Raw genomic sequence first — 18,857 nt, forward strand, 5'->3', positions numbered from 1 at the left:
TTTACTCCCCTGCTGTTTTCTTAACTAACAAGGTCAAACCGTCTACCTCATCAACTTTAACAATATCTCCTTTCTCAACAGGAACATCGGATATTGCTGCCCATCTTTCGCCTTTAACTAAAAGGTAACCATGAGACGAAAAATTTTCCGTTACTTCTACTTGTGTTCCCACCAGCGATTCCAAACCACTGACGACTTTTTTCTTCCTTAGGCTCCAAACTCGCCGAAGTACAAACACAGTGAACCCACCAGAGACCAAGGCGATGCTGTAAATCAATGACGGCGAGATCTGCAGTTCTGGCAAGTCGCTATCAATCAGAAAGATTGAACCAAGAACGAACGCGACTATTCCACTAAAACCAAACAGCCCAAAGCTTGGCACCAAAGACTCTGCGATTAATAGCGCTAAACCGACCAGCATGAAACCGATACCAACATAATTTACCGGCAGTAACTGAAAAGCGTACAAAGCAATCAGTAATGACATGGCACCAATAATGCCAGCGATACCAAAGGAAGGGCTGTAAAATTCCAATAACAGTCCGTATACGCCAATGATCATTAAAATATAAGCAATATTTGGATCCGTAATGGTGGCTAAAAACCGATTGCGCCAGTCTGGCGTGCGCTGTTCCACCTTCGCGTCAGCAACGCTCAAGGTTACCGTTTGTTCCTTGACCACAATGGATTGTCCATCGAGAACTTCCAGCAGCTGTTCGGGGCTATCAGCAATCACATTGATGACATTAAGCTCCAGAGCCTCGCTCGCCGAAAGGGTCGCGGCTTCTCTAACCGCTTTTTCTGCCCATTCGACGTTTCTGCCACGAAGCTGCGCTAAAGAGCGAATATACGCGATTGAGTCGTTAAGAACCTTCTTCTCCATTGCGGTTGCATCTTTCGGCTTTTCATCGTCTTTGTCTCCACTCCCTGGTGGCGCTCCGCCAATACTCACGGGTGTGGCGGCACCTAACGTTGTCGCACTCGACATAGCGGCAACATGACAGGCATATAATAGGTAGGTACCAGCGCTGGCCGCCCTTGCACCTTGTGGGTAAACTAAACAAAGAATGGGTATATCTGAAGCAAGTATGACTTGATTAATGCTGCGTAGGCTTGTAACTAAGCCGCCGGGAGTGTCAATGGTAACTATAATGACAGGAATATCTCGCTGCTTATTCGCCCGTTCAATCTCACTTATCACGTAGTGACCCACAGCAGGGCCAATCGCCCCACTGATCGCAATAACCGGAACCGTCTTGGGAGGCAGACTATTTGGTTCTACAGTGTCTGCCAACGACGTCGTTACGGTCAGATAGAAAGCGCTGAGTATCACCCCAACAATCCAACGCAACATATAAGCTGCCTATAATGAGTTACCTCTAAAGTGTAGTTCAAAACTATGAGTTAGGTAACAAATGAAAAGTGCACACTAAAGAGGCCGCTTAGCGTCAAAAAGGCATAAAAGCCACAAGTATCAATGACTGTACAAGACTAAAATAAACAATCTTTAACCAAAAAAAACCGCACTCTAAAGTGCGGCAAAGTTAGGGGGCAATTATCAAGAATTTATTGTTGAGCCTTAAGCTTCAAGCGCATGGCATGTAATACAGGTTCGGTATAACCACTCGGCTGAGCGCAACCTTCAAATACAAGCTGACACGCCGCCGAGAAAGCAATGCTAGAATCAAAGTTCGGCGCCATATTGCGATAAAGAGGATCCGCCGCATTTTGCTTGTCGACGACCGCAGCCATGCGCTTCATTGTTTCCATCACTTGTTCTTTGGTGCAGATTTCGTGTCGTAACCAGTTAGCAATGTGCTGGCTTGAAATTCGCAGTGTTGCTCTGTCTTCCATTAATCCAACATCATTGATATCAGGAACTTTCGAGCAGCCAACGCCCTGATCTACCCAACGTACCACGTAGCCGAGAATACCTTGAGTATTGTTATCAAGTTCCTTTTGAATGTCATCCGCTGTCAGTTTTTGATCTCCTAAAAGTGGAATCGTCAAGATATCATCAACGTTTGCTCGAACTCGATTGCGCAGCTCAATTTGGCGGCTAGGTACGCTCACTTGATGATAATGCAGTGCATGTAACGTCGCAGCTGTTGGAGATGGCACCCACGCGGTATTCGCGCCGGCTTGAGGATGACCTATTTTCGCATCCATCATTTTTGCCATATTGTCCGGCTCTGGCCACATCCCTTTACCTATCTGGGCTTTACCCTGTAGGCCGCATGCCAAACCTAGATCAACGTTTTGATCTTCGTATGCACCAATCCAGGTCATGGTCTTGAGCTGAGTTTTTGGAGCAAATGGCCCCGCTTCCATACTGGTATGGATTTCATCACCGGTGCGGTCCAAAAAGCCCGTGTTAATAAATACCACACGCTCTTTGGCTGCGCGAATACACTCTTTCAAGTTCACCGATGTACGGCGCTCTTCGTCCATAATACCGACTTTAATGGTATTGCGCGCAAGGCCTAAAGCGTCTTCCACACGAGAGAACAGTTCACTCGTAAAAGCCACTTCCTCGGGGCCATGCATTTTGGGTTTCACAATATTAATGCTATTGGCGGTGGAGTTTTGAAATGGGCTATTGCCGTTTAGGTCATGCATCGCAATCAACGACGTGATCATGGCATCCATGATACCCTCAGGTACTTCTTCGCCATTACCATCCAATATCGCGGGGTTTGTCATCAAATGGCCAACGTTGCGAATAAACAGCATACTGCGCCCCTTGAGAGAGAGCTCCCCACCCGTAATGCTGGTGTAATGACGATCCGCGTTTAAGCGGCGCACTAGTGTCTTACCATTTTTTTCAAGGGTTTCCTGTAGATCCCCTTTCATCAAGCCCAACCAGTTTTTGTAAGCGAGCGCTTTATCTTCACCATCAACCGCGGCAACCGAATCTTCGCAATCCATGATGGTGGTCAGCGCCGCTTCAACGACAATATCTTTAATACCCGCAGCGTCCAGTTGACCTACGGGTGTGTTTGGATCAATCTGAATTTCGATGTGCAGATTATTGTGTTTAAGTAAAATTGCCGTTGGTTCATTGGCCTGGCCTTGATAGCCAATCAATTGCGCGGCATCCATCAACGTGACTTGCTCGCCATCGTCCAAGGTGGCGATTAAAGTGTTGTTGATGCTGTAACTGGCGACATCTTTATGAGAAACACCGTTGAGTGGCGCGGCATTATCGAGAAACTCTCGTGCAAACCGCACCACTTTGGCACCGCGAGCTGGGTTAAAACTGCCACCTTTCTCTGCGCCATTTTCCTCGCTGATAACGTCTGTACCATAAAGTGCATCATAGAGACTTCCCCAACGAGCGTTGGCCGCGTTCAATGCAAATCGTGCATTCATAATTGGCACAACCAGCTGTGGGCCAGCTTGTGTAGCAATCTCTGGCTCTACATTGGCAGTGCTGACCTGAAAGTCTTCACCTTCCGGAACAAGGTAACCGATGTCTTGCAAGAAGGATTTATATTCTGCCGGATCCAACGCTTGTCCAGCTCGTTCTTGATGCCACACATCGATTTGTAATTGCAAATCATCTCGCTTGGCTAGCAAGGCTTTATTCTTTGGGGCCAAATCATTCAAGATGATTTCAAATGATTGCCAGAAATCTTCGCTCTTAATATCGGTGCCTGGAATAATCTCATCATTAACCAGTGCATAGAGGGTGCTATCTATGTTCAAGCTTCCCTGTTGAATTCGATTGCTCATATTCTCTCTCGACTTATTCCAATTACATCTCACTAAACTGTAATATTACGGTGATAATTTCGCTAATTTATAGACGTTATAATCACTATTCACAGCATGAATATGCCAAATTCACCTATTCCGTGACACCGCTTTCAATCTCATTAGCGACGCTTTTTATTAAGCGGCGCATCCACTGGTGGTCAGTATTTGTCTGCAATAGCGGACTCCATGCCATCTTCAACTCGAAGGGTTCAATGGCAAACGGTACCGGTTTAATCATCAGCTTGGGATTGTTGCGTTGAGACTGAGCTGCCTTGCTTGGAATCGTTAAAATCAGATTTTTTTGCTCAGCAAACAGCACCGCTGACAAATAGTGGCGAGTAAACACGGTAATGTTTCGCGTCTTCCCAATACGCATCAAAGCTTCATCTATCCAGCCTAACTTTTGCGCTTCACTGGGGTTAATGCCCACGCCAGTTCCCATCCCAGTTTTGCTCACCCAAATATGCTGAGCCTGCAAGTAAGAGAACAGATCAAAGTTATCAATAATTGGGTTCTCTACACTGAATAAGCATGAAAAGGTATCGTGCCAAAGGCTCATTTGGTGGAAAGATTGGGGAATATGGTCAAAACGGTTAATGATAATGTCTACTGTGCCCTGCTCTACATCCTGATAGCTCACATCACTAGGCGTCATAATGTCTAGACGTATCTTTGGTGCTATCTCACTAAGCCTTTGTAATAAAGGCCGAATCAAGGTTGATTCTGCATAGTCACTTGCCATGATACGAAATACGCGTTCGCTTTCTTCAGCAACAAACTCAGAGGTCGGTTGTACCGCTTTTTCTACATTGGCAAGAACGTTTCGAATCATGGGTTGAAGCTTCTGTGCGCGCTCGGTCGGTATCATTCCCTCACTGGTTCTCACCAAAAGAGGATCTTCAAAAAGGTCTCTTAATCGACGAAGCCCATTACTCATCGCTGGCTGAGTGATCCCCAACTGATTCGCCGCGCGAGTGACATTGCGTTCTCGCAATAAGGCATCTAAATACACAAGTAAATTAAGGTCTATCCGAGCAACATTCATATAAAAAATACCGAATATAACAACTATAAATTAACAAAATTATCACACATGGGGCTACGATTTGTCCATAACAACAAATTAAACAGGTCGTCCAAACTGGAACATGAAGCCCAGAGAAAGATGACTAAGCCATTTTGGCCCAATAATATCCAACGTGAAACTAAGGAATAGTTATGTCAAAGATCACACAAGACATCGAAATGATTGGAGAAGTTAAGCGTGAAGCCGGCGCTCCATGGGATGCAATTAACCCTGAGTCAGCGGCTCGTATGCGTGCACAAAATCAATTCAAAACTGGCCTGGACATCGCACAATACACCGCGAACATCATGCGTGCTGATATGGCCGCTTATGATGAAGATAAGTCTAAGTACACACAGTCTCTAGGTTGCTGGCATGGTTTTATCGGCCAACAGAAAATGATTTCTATCAAGAAGCATTTTGGTGGCAAAACTGACCGTCGCTACCTTTACCTTTCAGGTTGGATGGTTGCAGCACTTCGTTCTGAATTTGGTCCACTGCCTGACCAATCAATGCACGAAAAAACATCGGTTGCTGGTCTAGTAAAAGAGCTTTACACCTTCTTGCGTCAAGCTGATGCGCGTGAGCTTGGTGGTCTGTTCCGTGCACTCGATGCCGCACGTGAAGCCGGAGACGTAGAAGCACAAGACAAGATCCAAGACCAAATCGACAACCATGTGACTCACGTAGTGCCAATCATTGCCGATATTGATGCTGGCTTTGGTAACGCAGAAGCGACTTACCTAATGGCTAAGCAAATGATCGAAGCAGGCGCATGTTGTCTACAGATCGAAAACCAGGTAGCAGACGAGAAGCAATGTGGTCATCAAGACGGTAAAGTAACGGTGCCTCACGCAGATTTCCACGCAAAACTTCGTGCGCTTCGTTATGCATTCTTAGAGCTTGGTATCGACAATGGCGTTATCGTTGCACGTACCGACTCACAAGGTGCTGGTCTTACTAAAGAAATTGCGGTTGTTAAAGAGCCTGGCGATCAAGGTGACGTTTACAACTCTTACCTAGATGTAGAAGAAATTGATGTAGCGGATATGGCCGAGGGCGATGTGTGCTTTAACCGTGACGGTAAACTGGTTCGTCCTAAGCGTCTACCCTCTGGCTTGTATCAGTTCCGCGAAGGTACGGGTGAAGACCGTTGTGTGTTTGACTGTATCGAGGCTATCAATGCCGGTGCTGATCTTCTTTGGATTGAAACAGAGAAACCACATATCGGCCAAATCAAAGAGATGATGGACGGCGTTCGCGAAGTTCACCCTAACGCAAAACTGGTGTACAACAACTCACCATCATTCAACTGGACACTAAACTTCCGTCAGCAAGCTTACGATGCGATGGTAGATGCAGGTGAAGACGTTTCAGCGTACGAGCGTGCAAACCTAATGAGTGCAGAATACGATGAGTCAGAGCTCTCTAAACGCGCTGATGACAAGATCCGCACATTCCAGGCAGACGCATCTCGCGAAGCGGGCATCTTCCACCACTTGATCACACTACCGACTTACCATACTGCGGCACTGTCTACTGACAACCTGGCGAAAGAGTACTTCGGTGACCAAGGCATGTTGGGTTACGTGGCTAACGTTCAGCGTAAAGAAATCCGCCAAGGTATCGCATGTGTTAAACACCAAAACATGTCTGGGTCAGACATCGGTGATGATCACAAAGAATACTTCGCTGGTGAAAACGCACTAAAAGCGGCGGGCGAGTTGAACACATCAAATCAGTTCGACTAATTATTATCGACTGAACTGATTAACAAAAGCGGCTTTCGGGTCGCTTTTTCATCTCAGAACCTTTGGTAACATTTATACATTCATTGTTGTTGAGAATGCCTATGACTATTGCACCTACTTACCTACAAGACGCTAACGAGCTCCTATCAAATGACGGCTTTGCCACCAGTGATATCTGGTATCACGGTACATCGTCTGCTTTACTTGCCTCCATTCAAGGTCAAGGTCTTAAGCGCTCCGGAGATAAAGCCTTAAATCAAGCAGCCAAAGCCACCATGGCCACGATAGGCAACGACTACACCGAATCTGTCGAGCCGGTATTTCTGACGCAAAGTAAAGAGCTCGCTTATTATTGGGCACAGCAAACCGTGCGCGAGCGCAGCGTGCGCTTTGAAGGTGACGAGCAGCCTATTGTACTGGCCGTTTCTTTAACCGAAAAACAGCAAGACAAAATCAAACCCGATGTCGGCGCAATGAGTTTATTGCTGATGGAAGACGGCGAACAGTTTATGGCGCATCTCACCAATATTTATGATCGCAACGGTATCTCAGGGCCAAACATTGATCTTATGAAAGCCGAGCGCATGGAATATCTTAATAAGCTTGGCATGGCGTATATTGACCAGGATATTAGTTTAGCCAATATAAACCTGCTAACTGAACAGGCTTAATGCCGCTATTCTCTTCATGAAATAACGGCCAAGACTCACGTCTTGGCCGTTTCTATATTATTTATTTTCGGGTGCCTATTAGCACCCGATTAACCTATCGGTGCTAACTCATCTTTGGCGGGACAAACGCCGTCAATTCAAGCTCTGGGCCAGTGTATTTTTCAATACGGACTAAAGCCGAGTTGGCCGCGCAGCCATTAGACAAACGCGAGGTTGGGATATCTAAGGTCAACACATTCGCGCCGCCATTTTTACAAATCCCAGTTTTCTTATCCAAATCAGGCCAGCCCCCTTCATGAATACAAACAGCGCCTTGCTTGATGCCATCAGTGACCAATGCGCCAACCAAGACTTGCCCTCTGCCATTGTATGCCCGTACTAAATCACCTGTTTTGATGCCTCTTGCTTTGGCATCTTCGCTATTGATAGAGATCGGTTCACGGTTCGCAATCGCATAGTTTTCGCGTAGTTTTGCGTAATTGAACTGGCTATGCAGACGGTCAGCCGAGTGAGCCGTCATCAGTTGAAATTCACCCTCTTTTGCACTGCCGCGATATTCTGCTGGTTCCATCCAGGTTGGGTGTGCTGGGCAGTCTTCGAGCTTAAAGCCTTCGATGGTTTTTGAATAAATCTCGATTTTGCCACTTGGCGTTCCAAGCGGGTTCATGACCGGATCTTTACGATAATCCTCATGACGTACAAACTTCGCTGCTTTCTTGTTGAACTTCATTTCAATCAGTTGATTGTCGTCCCAGAACTTGCCAAATTTCGGCATGCGTACTCGAGCAGCGCGCCCTCCTTTTTGTGCCGCTTCGTAAAAGCCTTTGATCCAGTCCATTTCATCTTTACCCTCGGTAAAGACATCTCGACCTCCTGACTTAATCATCTCTGCCATATCAGCAAACACATCAAAGTCATTGCGAGCTTCACCTTGCGGCTCTACCACTTTTTTCATTGGGACGAGATGCTGGTTACTATAGTCACCAGTCATGGTCATATCATTACGTTCAAATGATGTGGTAATCGGCAAGACTATATCCGCGTGCTTCGCTGCCGCCGTCCAATACGGTTCAGAAATAACGACCAATTCTGGTTTTTGCCATGCTTTAATCAAGCGGTTGGTATCCTGGTGGTGAGTAAAGTTACCGCCACCTGCCCACCAGATCATTTTGATATCAGGGAACGTTTTTTCCCTGCCATTATGTATGTATTTGGCATTCGGGTTTTCTAGAGCTTCGACAATTCGCGCGACTGGGAAACTATTAACCGCACCAGAAACCGCCCAATCATTACCCGCTGAAGAGCCCCCACCTATGGATGCCGAAATAGCAGGCAGAACACCAGCATCTCGAGTTGGGTTTCCGCCGTTAGAATAGTGATACGATAGTCCAAAACCACCACCCGGTAAGCCAATCTGGCCAAGCATCGCTGCTAGCGTCACCAACATCCAGTGGCGCTGCTCACCAAACTGTTGACGCTGCATACTCCAACCCGACATCAACAAAGTACGATTGCTGCTAAACATATCTGCCAGCAATTCTATTTGTTTGGCAGGTACACCGCTGATTTTCTCAGCCCATTGTGGTGTTTTTTCTACGCCGTCTTCTTTACCTAACAGGTAAGATTCAAACTTCCCGTAACCAATGGTGTATTTATCGAGGAACGCCTTGTCGTGCTTGCCCTTACTAATCAGCGAGTGGGCTATGCCCTTTCATCATCTTCTTTGCTGTTTACCTGCTTTTCACTCTATTTGGTTTTCAGTGAAAATACTCGCCTTGAACAGCACCTGATGTCGTTCAAAACCATCGCTCAGCAGTACTATCCGTTGGTTGAAAATAATATTCACCATCCAACGCCTTACATCAGCGCTTACTACGATGAAAAGGCACTGCCTCGCCATATTGCAAAAGAGCTGCCTTTTACCAAAGAAAAGGTGTCTTATATCAATCGCTATAGTGACCATGGCCTTCTCGTTTTTCATAGCTCTTTTCAGCTTCATTCTGGAAAAGAAATAACTCTTTATCTGGTGATCAGCAATCGAGCACTGGAACTGGGCGATGGGAACTGGGACTCCATGCTCTCTCTATCTCTTGTACTAATGATTTTCCTCATTTACTTTCTGCGTCGTTCTCTACAAACCGTGTTTGATGACCTGATGTCGCCCATATCAACACTCACTGATCAGCTAGTCGACGGTCGCGATAGCAACTTTAGCGTAGCCGAACATTCTGTCGACGAAATACAGCGGCTAACCATGCACCTAAACCGCTACAAGCAAATAAAAGAACGACTGGCAAAACAAGAAATGATGTTTGCCAAATACGCCAGCCATGAGCTTAAAACCCCCATTTCGGTGGTGTTGGGCGCTGCCAGTTTACAAAGCATGAAACAAGACCGAGATTTTCAAATAAAACAGCAGCAAAGAATCATACAGGCAGCCGAAAGTATGCATGCAACCGTCGAGGTGCTGCTCAATATTGTCAAACAGGAAAACGCCATTGATGCGTCAAACATCAGAAAGCTCAATAATAGTGATGTGTGCGTCAATAAGTACAAAGACACATTAAGCGACGATGTCAGCCTTGTGGTGTTTGTAAAGCCAAATTGCCAAACCAATCTGCCCAAAGCCGTGCTAAATATGGTTTTGGACAACCTGATCAACAACGCCATTCGCGTTACCACTCAAGGCTCTATCACCGTGACTCTCGAAGACGATTTTATCACCGTGATTGATAGCGGATGCGGGTTAACCGCGAGTACCGAAACTGAGCACGGCTTAGGTTTACTGATCGTAAGGCGGCTATGTCAAAGCTATCATTGGTCCTTTTCCCTCACCAATAATCAAGGCAAAGGTTGCTGCGCCAAATTGGTCCGATTACAGTGAACACGCCTCACAATCCGATATCCTAATACTGAAAACCGGATGTGACCAGAGCCGCTACTGGTTACGTAACCGCTCATTACGCAACCAACCCGGAGCTAGCGATTAAGCAAATAGCCCAGCATATTATCGATGGTCAGCACTTTCGGGTAGTCCACCTCTGGAATATTGATTCCGGTTTGCTTACTTACCGCCGTGACCAAATTTAGAAAATCCATCGAATCAAGATCGAATGCATCACGCATATCTTCATCTTCAGTCAACACCTCGCCATCTAGCTCGGGTGCGATATCTATCAGCTGACTTATCACTAACTTGTGTAATTGCTCTCTGTCCATAACTGCTCCGGTTGTTGTAATAGATTGTTGAGTTGATAGAGAAATTTAGCGCCGACATGGCCGTCACTCACACGATGATCTGCAGCTAGGCTGGCAATGATGACATCACGTACTTTCACTTCACCATCAATAACAAGCGCCTCTTGATGCGGGCTGCCAAGTGCCACAATCGCCACCTGTGGCGGCAAAATAATCGCAGACATTTGCTCGGCGCCCCGCTCACCGATACTGCTGACACAGCAGGTCGCTCCCGTCAGTTGTGACATGGAAAGGCGCCCTCGTCGTGCTTGTGCGATCTGGCTGGTAATCAGCTGCATCAAAGTTGGTGCATCGTATTGATGAGCATCTCGAATGACCGGCATAATCAGACCTGAGCCGCGAATATTCACAGCATGAGCAAGATGCACAGAAGGAGACGATACAAACTGGTTATTGAGGTACTGGCCATTTAACTGAGTATGTTTTGCCAGTAAGCGAGCAATGGCGGTTAACATTGGCGCAGCCAGCAGCACCCTATCCTGTGGTTCTTTATCTTGATTGAAACGACTGACAAATGCTTGCAGCGCCGTTACATCAAGGCGATGACTAAGGTAATAATGCGGAATGCTTTGCTTTGACAAGGTTACCGTGTCACTTATTGCATCACGCATCATTTGCTTTTCATCAACCGTCGATTTACTGGCCTTGCTGGGTGCACGACTCACCGGCGCTGGTTGAGCTTGTTCTACTAAACCAGTCACGGGCAAATCATGCAAAGTAATAGGTTGTGTTTTGCTCGCCGCAAGTGATGCCAGATCGATATCATGAATGCGAGCCTGATAACGAGCAGCCGGAGAGGCTAAAACAAACTCGCCTTTGGTTACGTTCATCGGCACAGGCGATGCTGGCTCTACGATATCTTTCTTTATGACATCTTTCTTTTTAACTTCCGCCTCTGCTATTGGCGGCATCGTTTCATCATTTTCAGGCTCAGTGACTACATCAAGACTCACCGCTGGCGCCACATCTGCACTCACATCTTGCGCAATATCAGGCTCTGGCCCTGGGCCACGTAACCGGGCAATGGGTGTACCGACTTTCACTTCATCGTCCACTTCCACCAGCAGTTTATCAATCGTGGTATCTTCAAAAATGTCGAGTTCAATTGCACCTTTATTGGTTTCAATCACGGCAATCACATCGCCACGCTTAACCTCATCACCTTCTTTCACTTGCCACTCAATTAAGGTGCCCGTTGCCATGTCTGCGCCAAAAGCCGGCATCGTTAAATCATGTGTTTGTTCTGTCATAAGGTGCCCCTTTAGCGGCCTTTAGCCTCACTAGAGCCCAACATCTCCAGGGCTGTTTGAACAATATCGTCAACTTGCGGAATGCACGCCGCTTCCAGATGTTCTGCGTACGGGAACGGCACTTCCTGCCCATTCACACGGCGTATTGGCGCATCAAGGTAGTACAACGCATCTTCGGCCAATGTTGCGCTGATTTCAGCGGACATTCCCACACTTTTCCATGATTCATCGACAATCATAGCCTTATGAGTGCGCTGCACCGATGCAATGATGGCGCTTCTATCTAGGGGACGCAGGCAGCGCAAATCCACCACTTCAATATCATGCCCTTGCTGATGTAATTGCTCGGCAGCTTCCATGACCTTGTACAAGCTTCCGCCCCAGGTAAAAATCGACAAATCTTTGCCCGCTCGACGCACAACCGCCTTGTGCATATCCGGCACTGTCGAGCCTTCACTGATTTCTTCACTGCGGTTATAAAGCATCACATGCTCAAAGATAATCACAGGATCGGGATCGGCTAAGGCCATCTTGAGCATATGACGCGCATCTTCAATGGTGCCCGGAAACAACACTTTTAACCCGGGTACATGGGCAAAAATACCTTCAAAGCTATGAGAGTGCTGAGCCGCCAATTGCTTGCCTGCGCCACACGCCATGCGAATCACCAAAGGTACGCCGATTTGGCCATTAGACATATGCCGCAATGTCGCCGCATTATTGATAATTTGGTCGAGCGCTAACAAGCTAAAGTTCACCGTCATGATTTCAACAATAGGTCGCATTCCGCCCATTGCCGCGCCAATTCCCGCACCAACAAACCCGGATTCAGCCAATGGCGTGTCAATGATGCGCTCTTTACCAAACTGCTCTATCAGCCCCTTACTCACCGCGTAGCAACCGCCATAATCACCCACATCTTCACCCATCAAGAATACGCGTGGGTCAGCTTCAAGCGCCTCGACAATTCCAGCCTTAAAGGCTTCACGATACGAAAGTTCACTCATGGTTGGCCTCCTCTGCGTAGACATGTTTCAGCAGATCGCTCACCGGTTCATCATGGCCCAATAACGCCGCATTCACCGCGCTTTCGATTTCCTTATCAGCTTGAAGCTCAATTTGCTTGATCTGTTCAGCACTGATTTGATGATTATTTTGCAGCCAATGGCTCAACTGAACGATAGGCCCTTTTTTCTGCCAGGACCGAATCTCGTCTTTGTCACGGTATTGCTGGGAATCAAACATAGAGTGGCCACGAAATCGATAGGTTCGACACTCTAAAAACTGCGGCCCAGCACCGCTGCGAATAGCCTGACACGCCAACTGGCTCGCAGCTTCAACATCGACGACATTCATGCCATCGACCTGCTGCGCTGCCATGCCATAGCTGGCGGCCTTAGAGAATATTTGCTGGTTGGATTCTTCTATCGCAAGCGCAGTACCCATGGCATAGAGGTTGTTTTCACAGACAAACAAAATCGGCAACTGCCACAATTTTGCTAAGTTCATGCTCTCGTGAAACTCACCCTCAGCGACGGCACCCTCACCAAAGAAACAGCAGGTGATATTATTTCTTTTTTGCTGCTTATCAGCCATGGCAAGCCCTACCGCCAGGGGCAGCGCCCCCGCCACTATTGCATTGCCGCCATAAAAGCGTTTTTGCTTATCGAACAAGTGCATCGAGCCGCCTCGCCCACCGCTGCACCCTTCCATCTTGGCAAACATTTCGGCAAACAATGACTGCATCGAGATCCCCCTTGCCAGAGCATGACCGTGCTCACGGTAGGTTGCCAGAATCGAGTCTTGCTCTGATAGCGCTTGCATTACGCCAACCGATATCGCCTCTTCACCGTTATAAAGATGCAGAAAACCTCGAATTTTTTGCTCGTTATACAAACCCACACAGGCTTCCTCGAAACGCCGAATGCGGATCATTTCTGTGAGTAGGTAATGCAAATGCTCACGGCTGATGTGTGTTTTATGACCTGCCATTCGCTGCTCCTTAGATGATTGTCCGGTACTGACCAACTACTTTTCGTCACTCTCTAGTGTCGAGGTGTCGCCTTCAGGAAGCCCTAGCTCTCGAGCTTTTAACAATCGACGCATAATTTTTCCGCTGCGTGTTTTAGGAAGGTTCTCCCGAAAAGCGATCTCGCGAGGTGCTACGGCTGGGCCCAGACGCTTACGCGCATGACCCATGAGTGTTTTCAGTAGCTTTTCATCGGCGCTGTAACCAGGTTTAATCACCACAAAGGCTTTGACGATTTCGCCTGCCACCGGATCGGGCAGACCAATAACCCCGACCTCTGTCACCGCCGGGTTTTCCATCAGTACGCTTTCAACTTCAAATGGCCCGATAAGATGTCCTGAGCTTTTAATGACATCACCAGCCCGGCCCACAAACCAGAAGTAGCCTTGCTCATCCTGATAGGCGAGATCCCCCGTTAAATACCAATCGCCAACAAAACAGCTCTGGTATTTTTCTGATTGATTCAGATAGCCTCTAAACATCGAAGGCCAGCCTTTCTTCACCGCCAGTTCGCCGATTTCTCCTGCTTGGCGGCTGATCTGTTTATCTCCATCTGGGCCAGTAAATACTGCGGCATCAATACCGGGAAGTGGCTTACCCATAGAGCCAGGTCGCACCGTATTGGTCGCTATATTGGCAATCAAAATACCGCCCGTTTCGCTTTGCCACCAGTTGTCGTGAATCGCCTGACCAAAACATTTTTGTCCCCATACCACTGCCTCTGGATTAAGGGGTTCGCCTACACTGGCAATAAAACGCAAGGCACTTAAATCATAATCACGCGCGAGCTCCTCACCCACCTTCATCAGCATGCGAATTGCCGTCGGCGCGGTGTACCAAATGTTGATTCGTTGTTCACTTAATATCTGATACCACCGCTGGGCATCAAATTCGGCTTGATCGATAATCAGAGTAAGACGATTACACAACGGAGCGATAATGCCGTAAGACGTGCCAGTCACCCAGCCAGGATCAGCGGTGCACCAGTAGTTGTCACCCTCGCGCATATCCAGCGCGTAGTAACCGGAGAGTTGATGCCAGAGCACGGCATTATGAACATGCATTGCCCCTTTTGGTTTGCCTGTGGTACCTGAGGTAAAATGCAGCAGTGCCAGTTGCTCAGGATCGGTATCACCAATAGCGAAGTGCGGATCGCTTTGCTCCATCAACGCATCTAAGTCCAGACAACCTTCTGGTAATTCGTGTGACACATCGTAAAGCAGCACCCACTTCAAACAGGAAAGTTCATGACGCCACGCCATCACTTTCTTACGATACAACGCTTCGCTGGTCACCAGAACCTTACCTTCGCCAATCTCCATTCTTGAGTGGATCGGCTCTGGGCCAAACGCGGAAAAGAGTGGTGAGAACACCGCTCCAAATTTCACCGTGCCAAGCATGGCGTAATAAAGGTTAGGAACGCGTTGGCACAATGCAAACACGGTATCATTGCGTTGTAGCTCAAAGCGGCGCAAAAGATTGGCAAAGCGATTGGTGCGCTCCATCAGCATTTGATAGCTAATGTCGATCTGTTGCTCATCTTTGCCTAACCAACGAATGGCCGTTTGCTCGCCAAACCCGGCATGCACATGGCGATCGACCGCCTGGTACGCAATATTGATGGATTGATCGTTGTCGACAAGCTCGCGTTTCTTGCTTTGCCAATCAAAGTGTTGATAGGTGTGCGCGTAATCAACAAGATTATGCTGCGTGGCGACCAGAGGATCCTTTTTGATTTCGGGAAAGTCCATAATTCTCTCCATGACCAAAGGGCGTAATGCCTGTATCTAAAGGTTAGGAGAATTGCCAACGTTTGGCTTTTTTAAAAGATGTTCTACATCAAACTTTCATTGAGTGTTTTGTAAATTGCCTGTGTTTAGCTTCATTTCCTCACACTATAGCTCTAATTGCATGTTGCTAGTGGTTAACCAATTTCTCCAGACAGCAGCGCTAAAAGGTATAAGCCTGACCATCGAAATTTTGAGCAAAAAAAAGACGCCCGAAGGCGTCTTAATAAGTAACTTGTTCACGCGTTTATAGCGTTACAGAACCGAATGCCAATGGCCATTCTGTGTGGCGGTCTTCACCGTTTTCCGCACGTTTGGTTTCAGCCAACCAGCAGAACAGTTCCCAACCAAAGCCAGCTGCAATGATGCCGTCCTTGTCTGTTGGATCGGTGTCTGGCGTGTATTCTGCGATATCAGCACCAACCAAACGTACTTTACCAGAAGCCTTAACTTTACGAAGAATTTCGTAAACTTGAAGGTGGCTAAGACCGAATGGATCTGGGCTTGAGTTTGCACGACAGAAGGCTGTATCAAGCGCATCTAGATCAAACGTTAGGTAAACCGGACCACCGTCACCACAGTTTTCGATGATGCTGTCTACGATGGCATCAACGCCCAGATCGTAAACTTCGTTAGACGTGAAGCCCTTAGTACCAAATGCGATATGGTTACCTTTAACAAGAGCTGTTTGGCGACCACGCATACCGATCTGAACAGTACGCTCTGGATCAGCAAGACCTTCAGAGTACAATTTAGCCAACCAGTGACCCGACGTGTACGGGTAATCAAAATCCGCTCTTGTTGATAGGTCATAGTGACCATCAAAGTGAATAACACGTAATGGACCGTATTTCTCACCAAGTGCACGCATCGTTGGGTAAGGGATCGTGTGATCACCACCAAAGACAAGCGGTGTACAGTCTTTCTCTACAACCATGTGGTGTAGAAGCTCAGTCAGTTGCTCAACTTCGGCTTTTAGCTCAAATTGACCAAGGCTGTCCCAGTTTCCGTAATCGATAACACGACACCATTCAAATGGCAGTTCACCGTTATCACCAACCGTGCCCATACCCATTTTACTTAGGTGGCGTAGACGCTGAGGCGCAAATTTGTGAGACGAACCTGTTGGCGAGCATTTTTCAATACCCATGCCGTAGATAACAACGTCTGCATTGTCCAAATCTTGAGAGAATGGTGCCTGGTAGAAACCTAGGTAATCTTTGTTGATGAAGCTTAGTTGCTCGATACCTTTGCCGCCGCCCTGCTCTTTAACGCGAGCAAGATACGCCGCAATTTTCGGATCCAGGTTATCTGCAGCAGATACGTTTTCCCAGATATACTTGTACTTAGCGACTTTCTCTGGGTCCATTGCTGGCCATTTCTTAAAATTAGACATTGTGTTGCCTCTCTTTTCAGTTGATAGGTTCATCATAGCCACGACCAACGAAAAGAAGTAGTAACAAAGGGTATAGCTTACCTAGGTAAACTGCGTAAACTCCCCAGTTTACCTTGGGTGTTTAATCAAAAAAAAAGGCTGTTACACAAATGACTGGCGTGCCTGCTCCAAACTATCGCTAAGCGCGTTGTCTAGGAGAATGGTTGTTAAAAGCTGCTCGGTAACGTCAGACGCGTTAGGTAAGATTAACAGCGCTTCTTGCCAGTGTTGCTCGGCCAGTTCATGCTGATCTGCCACCTTATAAATCAGCGCTAGCAAGATGGTCTGTAAAGGGTTGCCTTCAAAATAAAACAGTTCAATGCTAGATAAAGCCGCGTCAATGTCGCCCTGCTTCACCGCGTTTAATGCCGTGGCGAGTTTTAACCAACTTGGGTAATAGTCTTCGCGCTCAGAAATAAGCTTTAACGTCGACAGTCCATAGTCAAAATTACCAGAAAGGCAGACCAGCCACCCCGCCGCGCCAAGGGTATAAGTGGAGCTGGGATTGAGCTGCATAATTCGCTCGGCACACCCAGCAACGCGCTGCGGCTTTCTCGCCAGTAATGCCCACCAGGCTTGTGCGAGCAAAACTTCGTTATTAAGCGGCGCATAGTCCATCGCTTTGGCGACAAGCAAAGCGCACTTCTCTTGCACTTGCTCTAAGCTAAGCTCACCAAATAAGAAAGAATCACAATAAATTTGAGACAATATAGCCAGAGACTGTGCATCGGAAGCGTAAGGCCCTGAGACCAGATTTTCGTATAAATTTCGAATATCATGCAATCCTTCACGCGTCATGTGCGTTAGGTATTCAAGATAACAAAGGCGAGCCTGATAGCCATTAAGCTCATTTTTAGCGATGCGCTTTACCTGTGAGTATTCATTAAGAGAAATCACGCCGTAGGCCGAACCCACTTTACTGGCAATAAGCACAACCAGACGGTCTTGTTCGCTATACATGCTTGCTTCATCCGCTGAGCACTCAAATCGCTCGCTCCATACTTGCCGTCCATGCTCAGACTCACTTAAGGTCACCGTGACTCGAATTTTATTGCCCAACGTTCGCGCGTTGCCCGCCAGCAAGTACTTAGCGTTCAACGCCGTTTTAATCTCACTAAGGCTAAGCTTCTCTTCCATTAATTCATCGACTCGAAACGAAGATAATACCGTTAGCTGTTCAAACTTAGATAGCGCGAGGTTCAGCTCTTGATGAAAGCTGGCCACCATGTTTTCGACTTCACTATCACCTTTATTATCCAGGCAAGTAAAAGGCAGAACCGCTATCGATGGGAAGGCATCTTCTAACAAAGGCTGCTGCACCAACGCTGAGCTTTTATCGACGAGTTCAAAATTAGGTTGGTAACTGCCCTTAGGTAAAGTAATACGAACCGTTAGGCCCTCTGGTTCGGATTGATAAAACGCATCCAGTGATTTGCGCAATTTTGAAGCTTGCATACGAACAATAGGATCGAGTGCTGGGTCAAAATCATCGCTTTTTCCAAACAGCTCTGTCGCAATAGTGTATTGCTTTAAGCGGCTTCCTTGCCCATCGATGGTTTGCTCCACAATATAGCGAAGAAAGGAAGAGAGCTTCGGAGAAGAGTGAAAGGTGCCGTGAGATAAGATCTTCTCTAAGGTTTTATGAATTTGTTGCGCTGTTGGGGCCATGGGAGAGATTACCTAATTCGAGTCGACGATATTCTAGCAGCTCAACGCGGCGAGCCCAAACACATCGATCACCTTATTGGCTAATGATTTAGGATGCAATTGTATGAGAATCAAAAAAGCAAAGGCCCCCGACTCTAGCGCGATCCACTATGCCATCAAAAAGAAAAAACCGTCAACCCGGCA

General features: G+C 47.2%; 13 protein-coding genes and 1 pseudogene. 3 read left to right on the forward strand and 11 right to left on the reverse strand.

The genetic code is table 11. From position 1 onward, the window contains the following. Position 1 precedes the first annotated feature (1 nt). The 3 genes from LNL84_RS12035 to LNL84_RS12045 form a co-directional block, all read right to left on the reverse strand. Positions 2-1,354 (reverse strand): NfeD family protein, encoded by a 1,353-nt coding sequence (locus LNL84_RS12035; protein WP_244357670.1) that lies wholly within the window; start codon positions 1,352-1,354, stop codon positions 2-4. A gap of 212 nt (positions 1,355-1,566) precedes the next feature. Next, complete coding sequence (locus LNL84_RS12040; protein WP_244357672.1) at positions 1,567-3,735, reverse strand: malate synthase G; 2,169 nt, start codon at positions 3,733-3,735, stop codon at positions 1,567-1,569. Between the two features lie 115 nt (positions 3,736-3,850). After that, on the reverse strand, positions 3,851-4,804 hold the full coding sequence (locus LNL84_RS12045; protein WP_244357674.1) for a LysR family transcriptional regulator: 954 nt from the start codon (positions 4,802-4,804) through the stop codon (positions 3,851-3,853). Between the two features lie 173 nt (positions 4,805-4,977). Here LNL84_RS12045 and LNL84_RS12050 point away from each other — a divergent pair, with 173 nt between their 5' ends. Continuing rightward, entirely contained in the window at positions 4,978-6,576 is a 1,599-nt protein-coding gene (locus tag LNL84_RS12050) for an isocitrate lyase (RefSeq protein WP_244357676.1), read from the forward strand. A 101-nt stretch (positions 6,577-6,677) separates the two neighbouring features. Further along, positions 6,678-7,247, forward strand: a complete 570-nt coding sequence (locus LNL84_RS12055; protein ID WP_244357678.1) for a hypothetical protein — start codon at positions 6,678-6,680, stop codon at positions 7,245-7,247. Between the two features lie 103 nt (positions 7,248-7,350). On the opposite strand, the pseudogene LNL84_RS12060 reads toward LNL84_RS12055, so the two are convergent. Beyond that, positions 7,351-8,955, reverse strand: a pseudogene (locus LNL84_RS12060) (molybdopterin-dependent oxidoreductase); the annotation flags it as partial. Between LNL84_RS12060 and LNL84_RS12065 the strand changes: the two are divergent. Next, positions 8,920-10,131, forward strand: coding sequence for a sensor histidine kinase (locus LNL84_RS12065; protein ID WP_244357680.1), 1,212 nt, complete (start codon positions 8,920-8,922; stop codon positions 10,129-10,131). The pseudogene LNL84_RS12060 and the gene LNL84_RS12065 sit on opposite strands and share 36 nt — an antisense overlap. Positions 10,132-10,226: 95 nt before the next feature. On the opposite strand, the gene LNL84_RS12070 is transcribed toward LNL84_RS12065, so the two are convergent. The 7 genes from LNL84_RS12070 to LNL84_RS12100 form a co-directional block, all read right to left on the reverse strand. After that, positions 10,227-10,466, reverse strand: a complete 240-nt coding sequence (locus tag LNL84_RS12070) for an acyl carrier protein (protein WP_244357682.1) — start codon at positions 10,464-10,466, stop codon at positions 10,227-10,229. Next, complete coding sequence (locus tag LNL84_RS12075) at positions 10,439-11,755, reverse strand: dihydrolipoamide acetyltransferase family protein (RefSeq protein WP_244357684.1); 1,317 nt, start codon at positions 11,753-11,755, stop codon at positions 10,439-10,441. Before LNL84_RS12075 ends, LNL84_RS12070 begins: the two co-directional genes overlap by 28 nt. Positions 11,756-11,766: 11 nt before the next feature. Further along, positions 11,767-12,762, reverse strand: a complete 996-nt coding sequence (locus LNL84_RS12080) for an alpha-ketoacid dehydrogenase subunit beta (protein WP_244357686.1) — start codon at positions 12,760-12,762, stop codon at positions 11,767-11,769. After that, entirely contained in the window at positions 12,755-13,747 is a 993-nt protein-coding gene (pdhA, locus tag LNL84_RS12085; protein WP_244357688.1) for a pyruvate dehydrogenase (acetyl-transferring) E1 component subunit alpha, read from the reverse strand. Before pdhA ends, LNL84_RS12080 begins: the two co-directional genes overlap by 8 nt. A gap of 36 nt (positions 13,748-13,783) precedes the next feature. Further along, positions 13,784-15,535, reverse strand: coding sequence for an acetate--CoA ligase (gene acsA, locus LNL84_RS12090; protein WP_244357690.1), 1,752 nt, complete (start codon positions 15,533-15,535; stop codon positions 13,784-13,786). 283 nt (positions 15,536-15,818) lie between these two features. Further along, positions 15,819-16,967, reverse strand: coding sequence for an arginase family protein (locus LNL84_RS12095; protein ID WP_244357692.1), 1,149 nt, complete (start codon positions 16,965-16,967; stop codon positions 15,819-15,821). Positions 16,968-17,108: 141 nt separating this feature from the next. After that, complete coding sequence (locus LNL84_RS12100) at positions 17,109-18,674, reverse strand: hypothetical protein (protein WP_244357694.1); 1,566 nt, start codon at positions 18,672-18,674, stop codon at positions 17,109-17,111. Positions 18,675-18,857: the final 183 nt, after the last annotated feature.

The sequence above is a fragment of the Vibrio gelatinilyticus genome, assembly GCF_022836845.1.
Taxonomy (GTDB): Bacteria; Pseudomonadota; Gammaproteobacteria; order Enterobacterales; family Vibrionaceae; genus Vibrio; species Vibrio gelatinilyticus.

Coding starts and splice junctions, on each gene's coding strand:
- LNL84_RS12035 (WP_244357670.1), bottom strand. CDS start 1,354: ATGTTGCGTTGGATTGTTGGGGTGATACTCAGCGCTTTCTATCTGACC.
- LNL84_RS12040 (WP_244357672.1), bottom strand. CDS start 3,735: ATGAGCAATCGAATTCAACAGGGAAGCTTGAACATAGATAGCACCCTC.
- LNL84_RS12045 (WP_244357674.1), bottom strand. CDS start 4,804: ATGAATGTTGCTCGGATAGACCTTAATTTACTTGTGTATTTAGATGCC.
- LNL84_RS12050 (WP_244357676.1), top strand. CDS start 4,978: ATGTCAAAGATCACACAAGACATCGAAATGATTGGAGAAGTTAAGCGT.
- LNL84_RS12055 (WP_244357678.1), top strand. CDS start 6,678: ATGACTATTGCACCTACTTACCTACAAGACGCTAACGAGCTCCTATCA.
- LNL84_RS12070 (WP_244357682.1), bottom strand. CDS start 10,466: ATGGACAGAGAGCAATTACACAAGTTAGTGATAAGTCAGCTGATAGAT.
- LNL84_RS12075 (WP_244357684.1), bottom strand. CDS start 11,755: ATGACAGAACAAACACATGATTTAACGATGCCGGCTTTTGGCGCAGAC.
- LNL84_RS12080 (WP_244357686.1), bottom strand. CDS start 12,762: ATGAGTGAACTTTCGTATCGTGAAGCCTTTAAGGCTGGAATTGTCGAG.
- pdhA (WP_244357688.1), bottom strand. CDS start 13,747: ATGGCAGGTCATAAAACACACATCAGCCGTGAGCATTTGCATTACCTA.
- acsA (WP_244357690.1), bottom strand. CDS start 15,535: ATGGACTTTCCCGAAATCAAAAAGGATCCTCTGGTCGCCACGCAGCAT.
- LNL84_RS12095 (WP_244357692.1), bottom strand. CDS start 16,967: ATGTCTAATTTTAAGAAATGGCCAGCAATGGACCCAGAGAAAGTCGCT.
- LNL84_RS12100 (WP_244357694.1), bottom strand. CDS start 18,674: ATGGCCCCAACAGCGCAACAAATTCATAAAACCTTAGAGAAGATCTTA.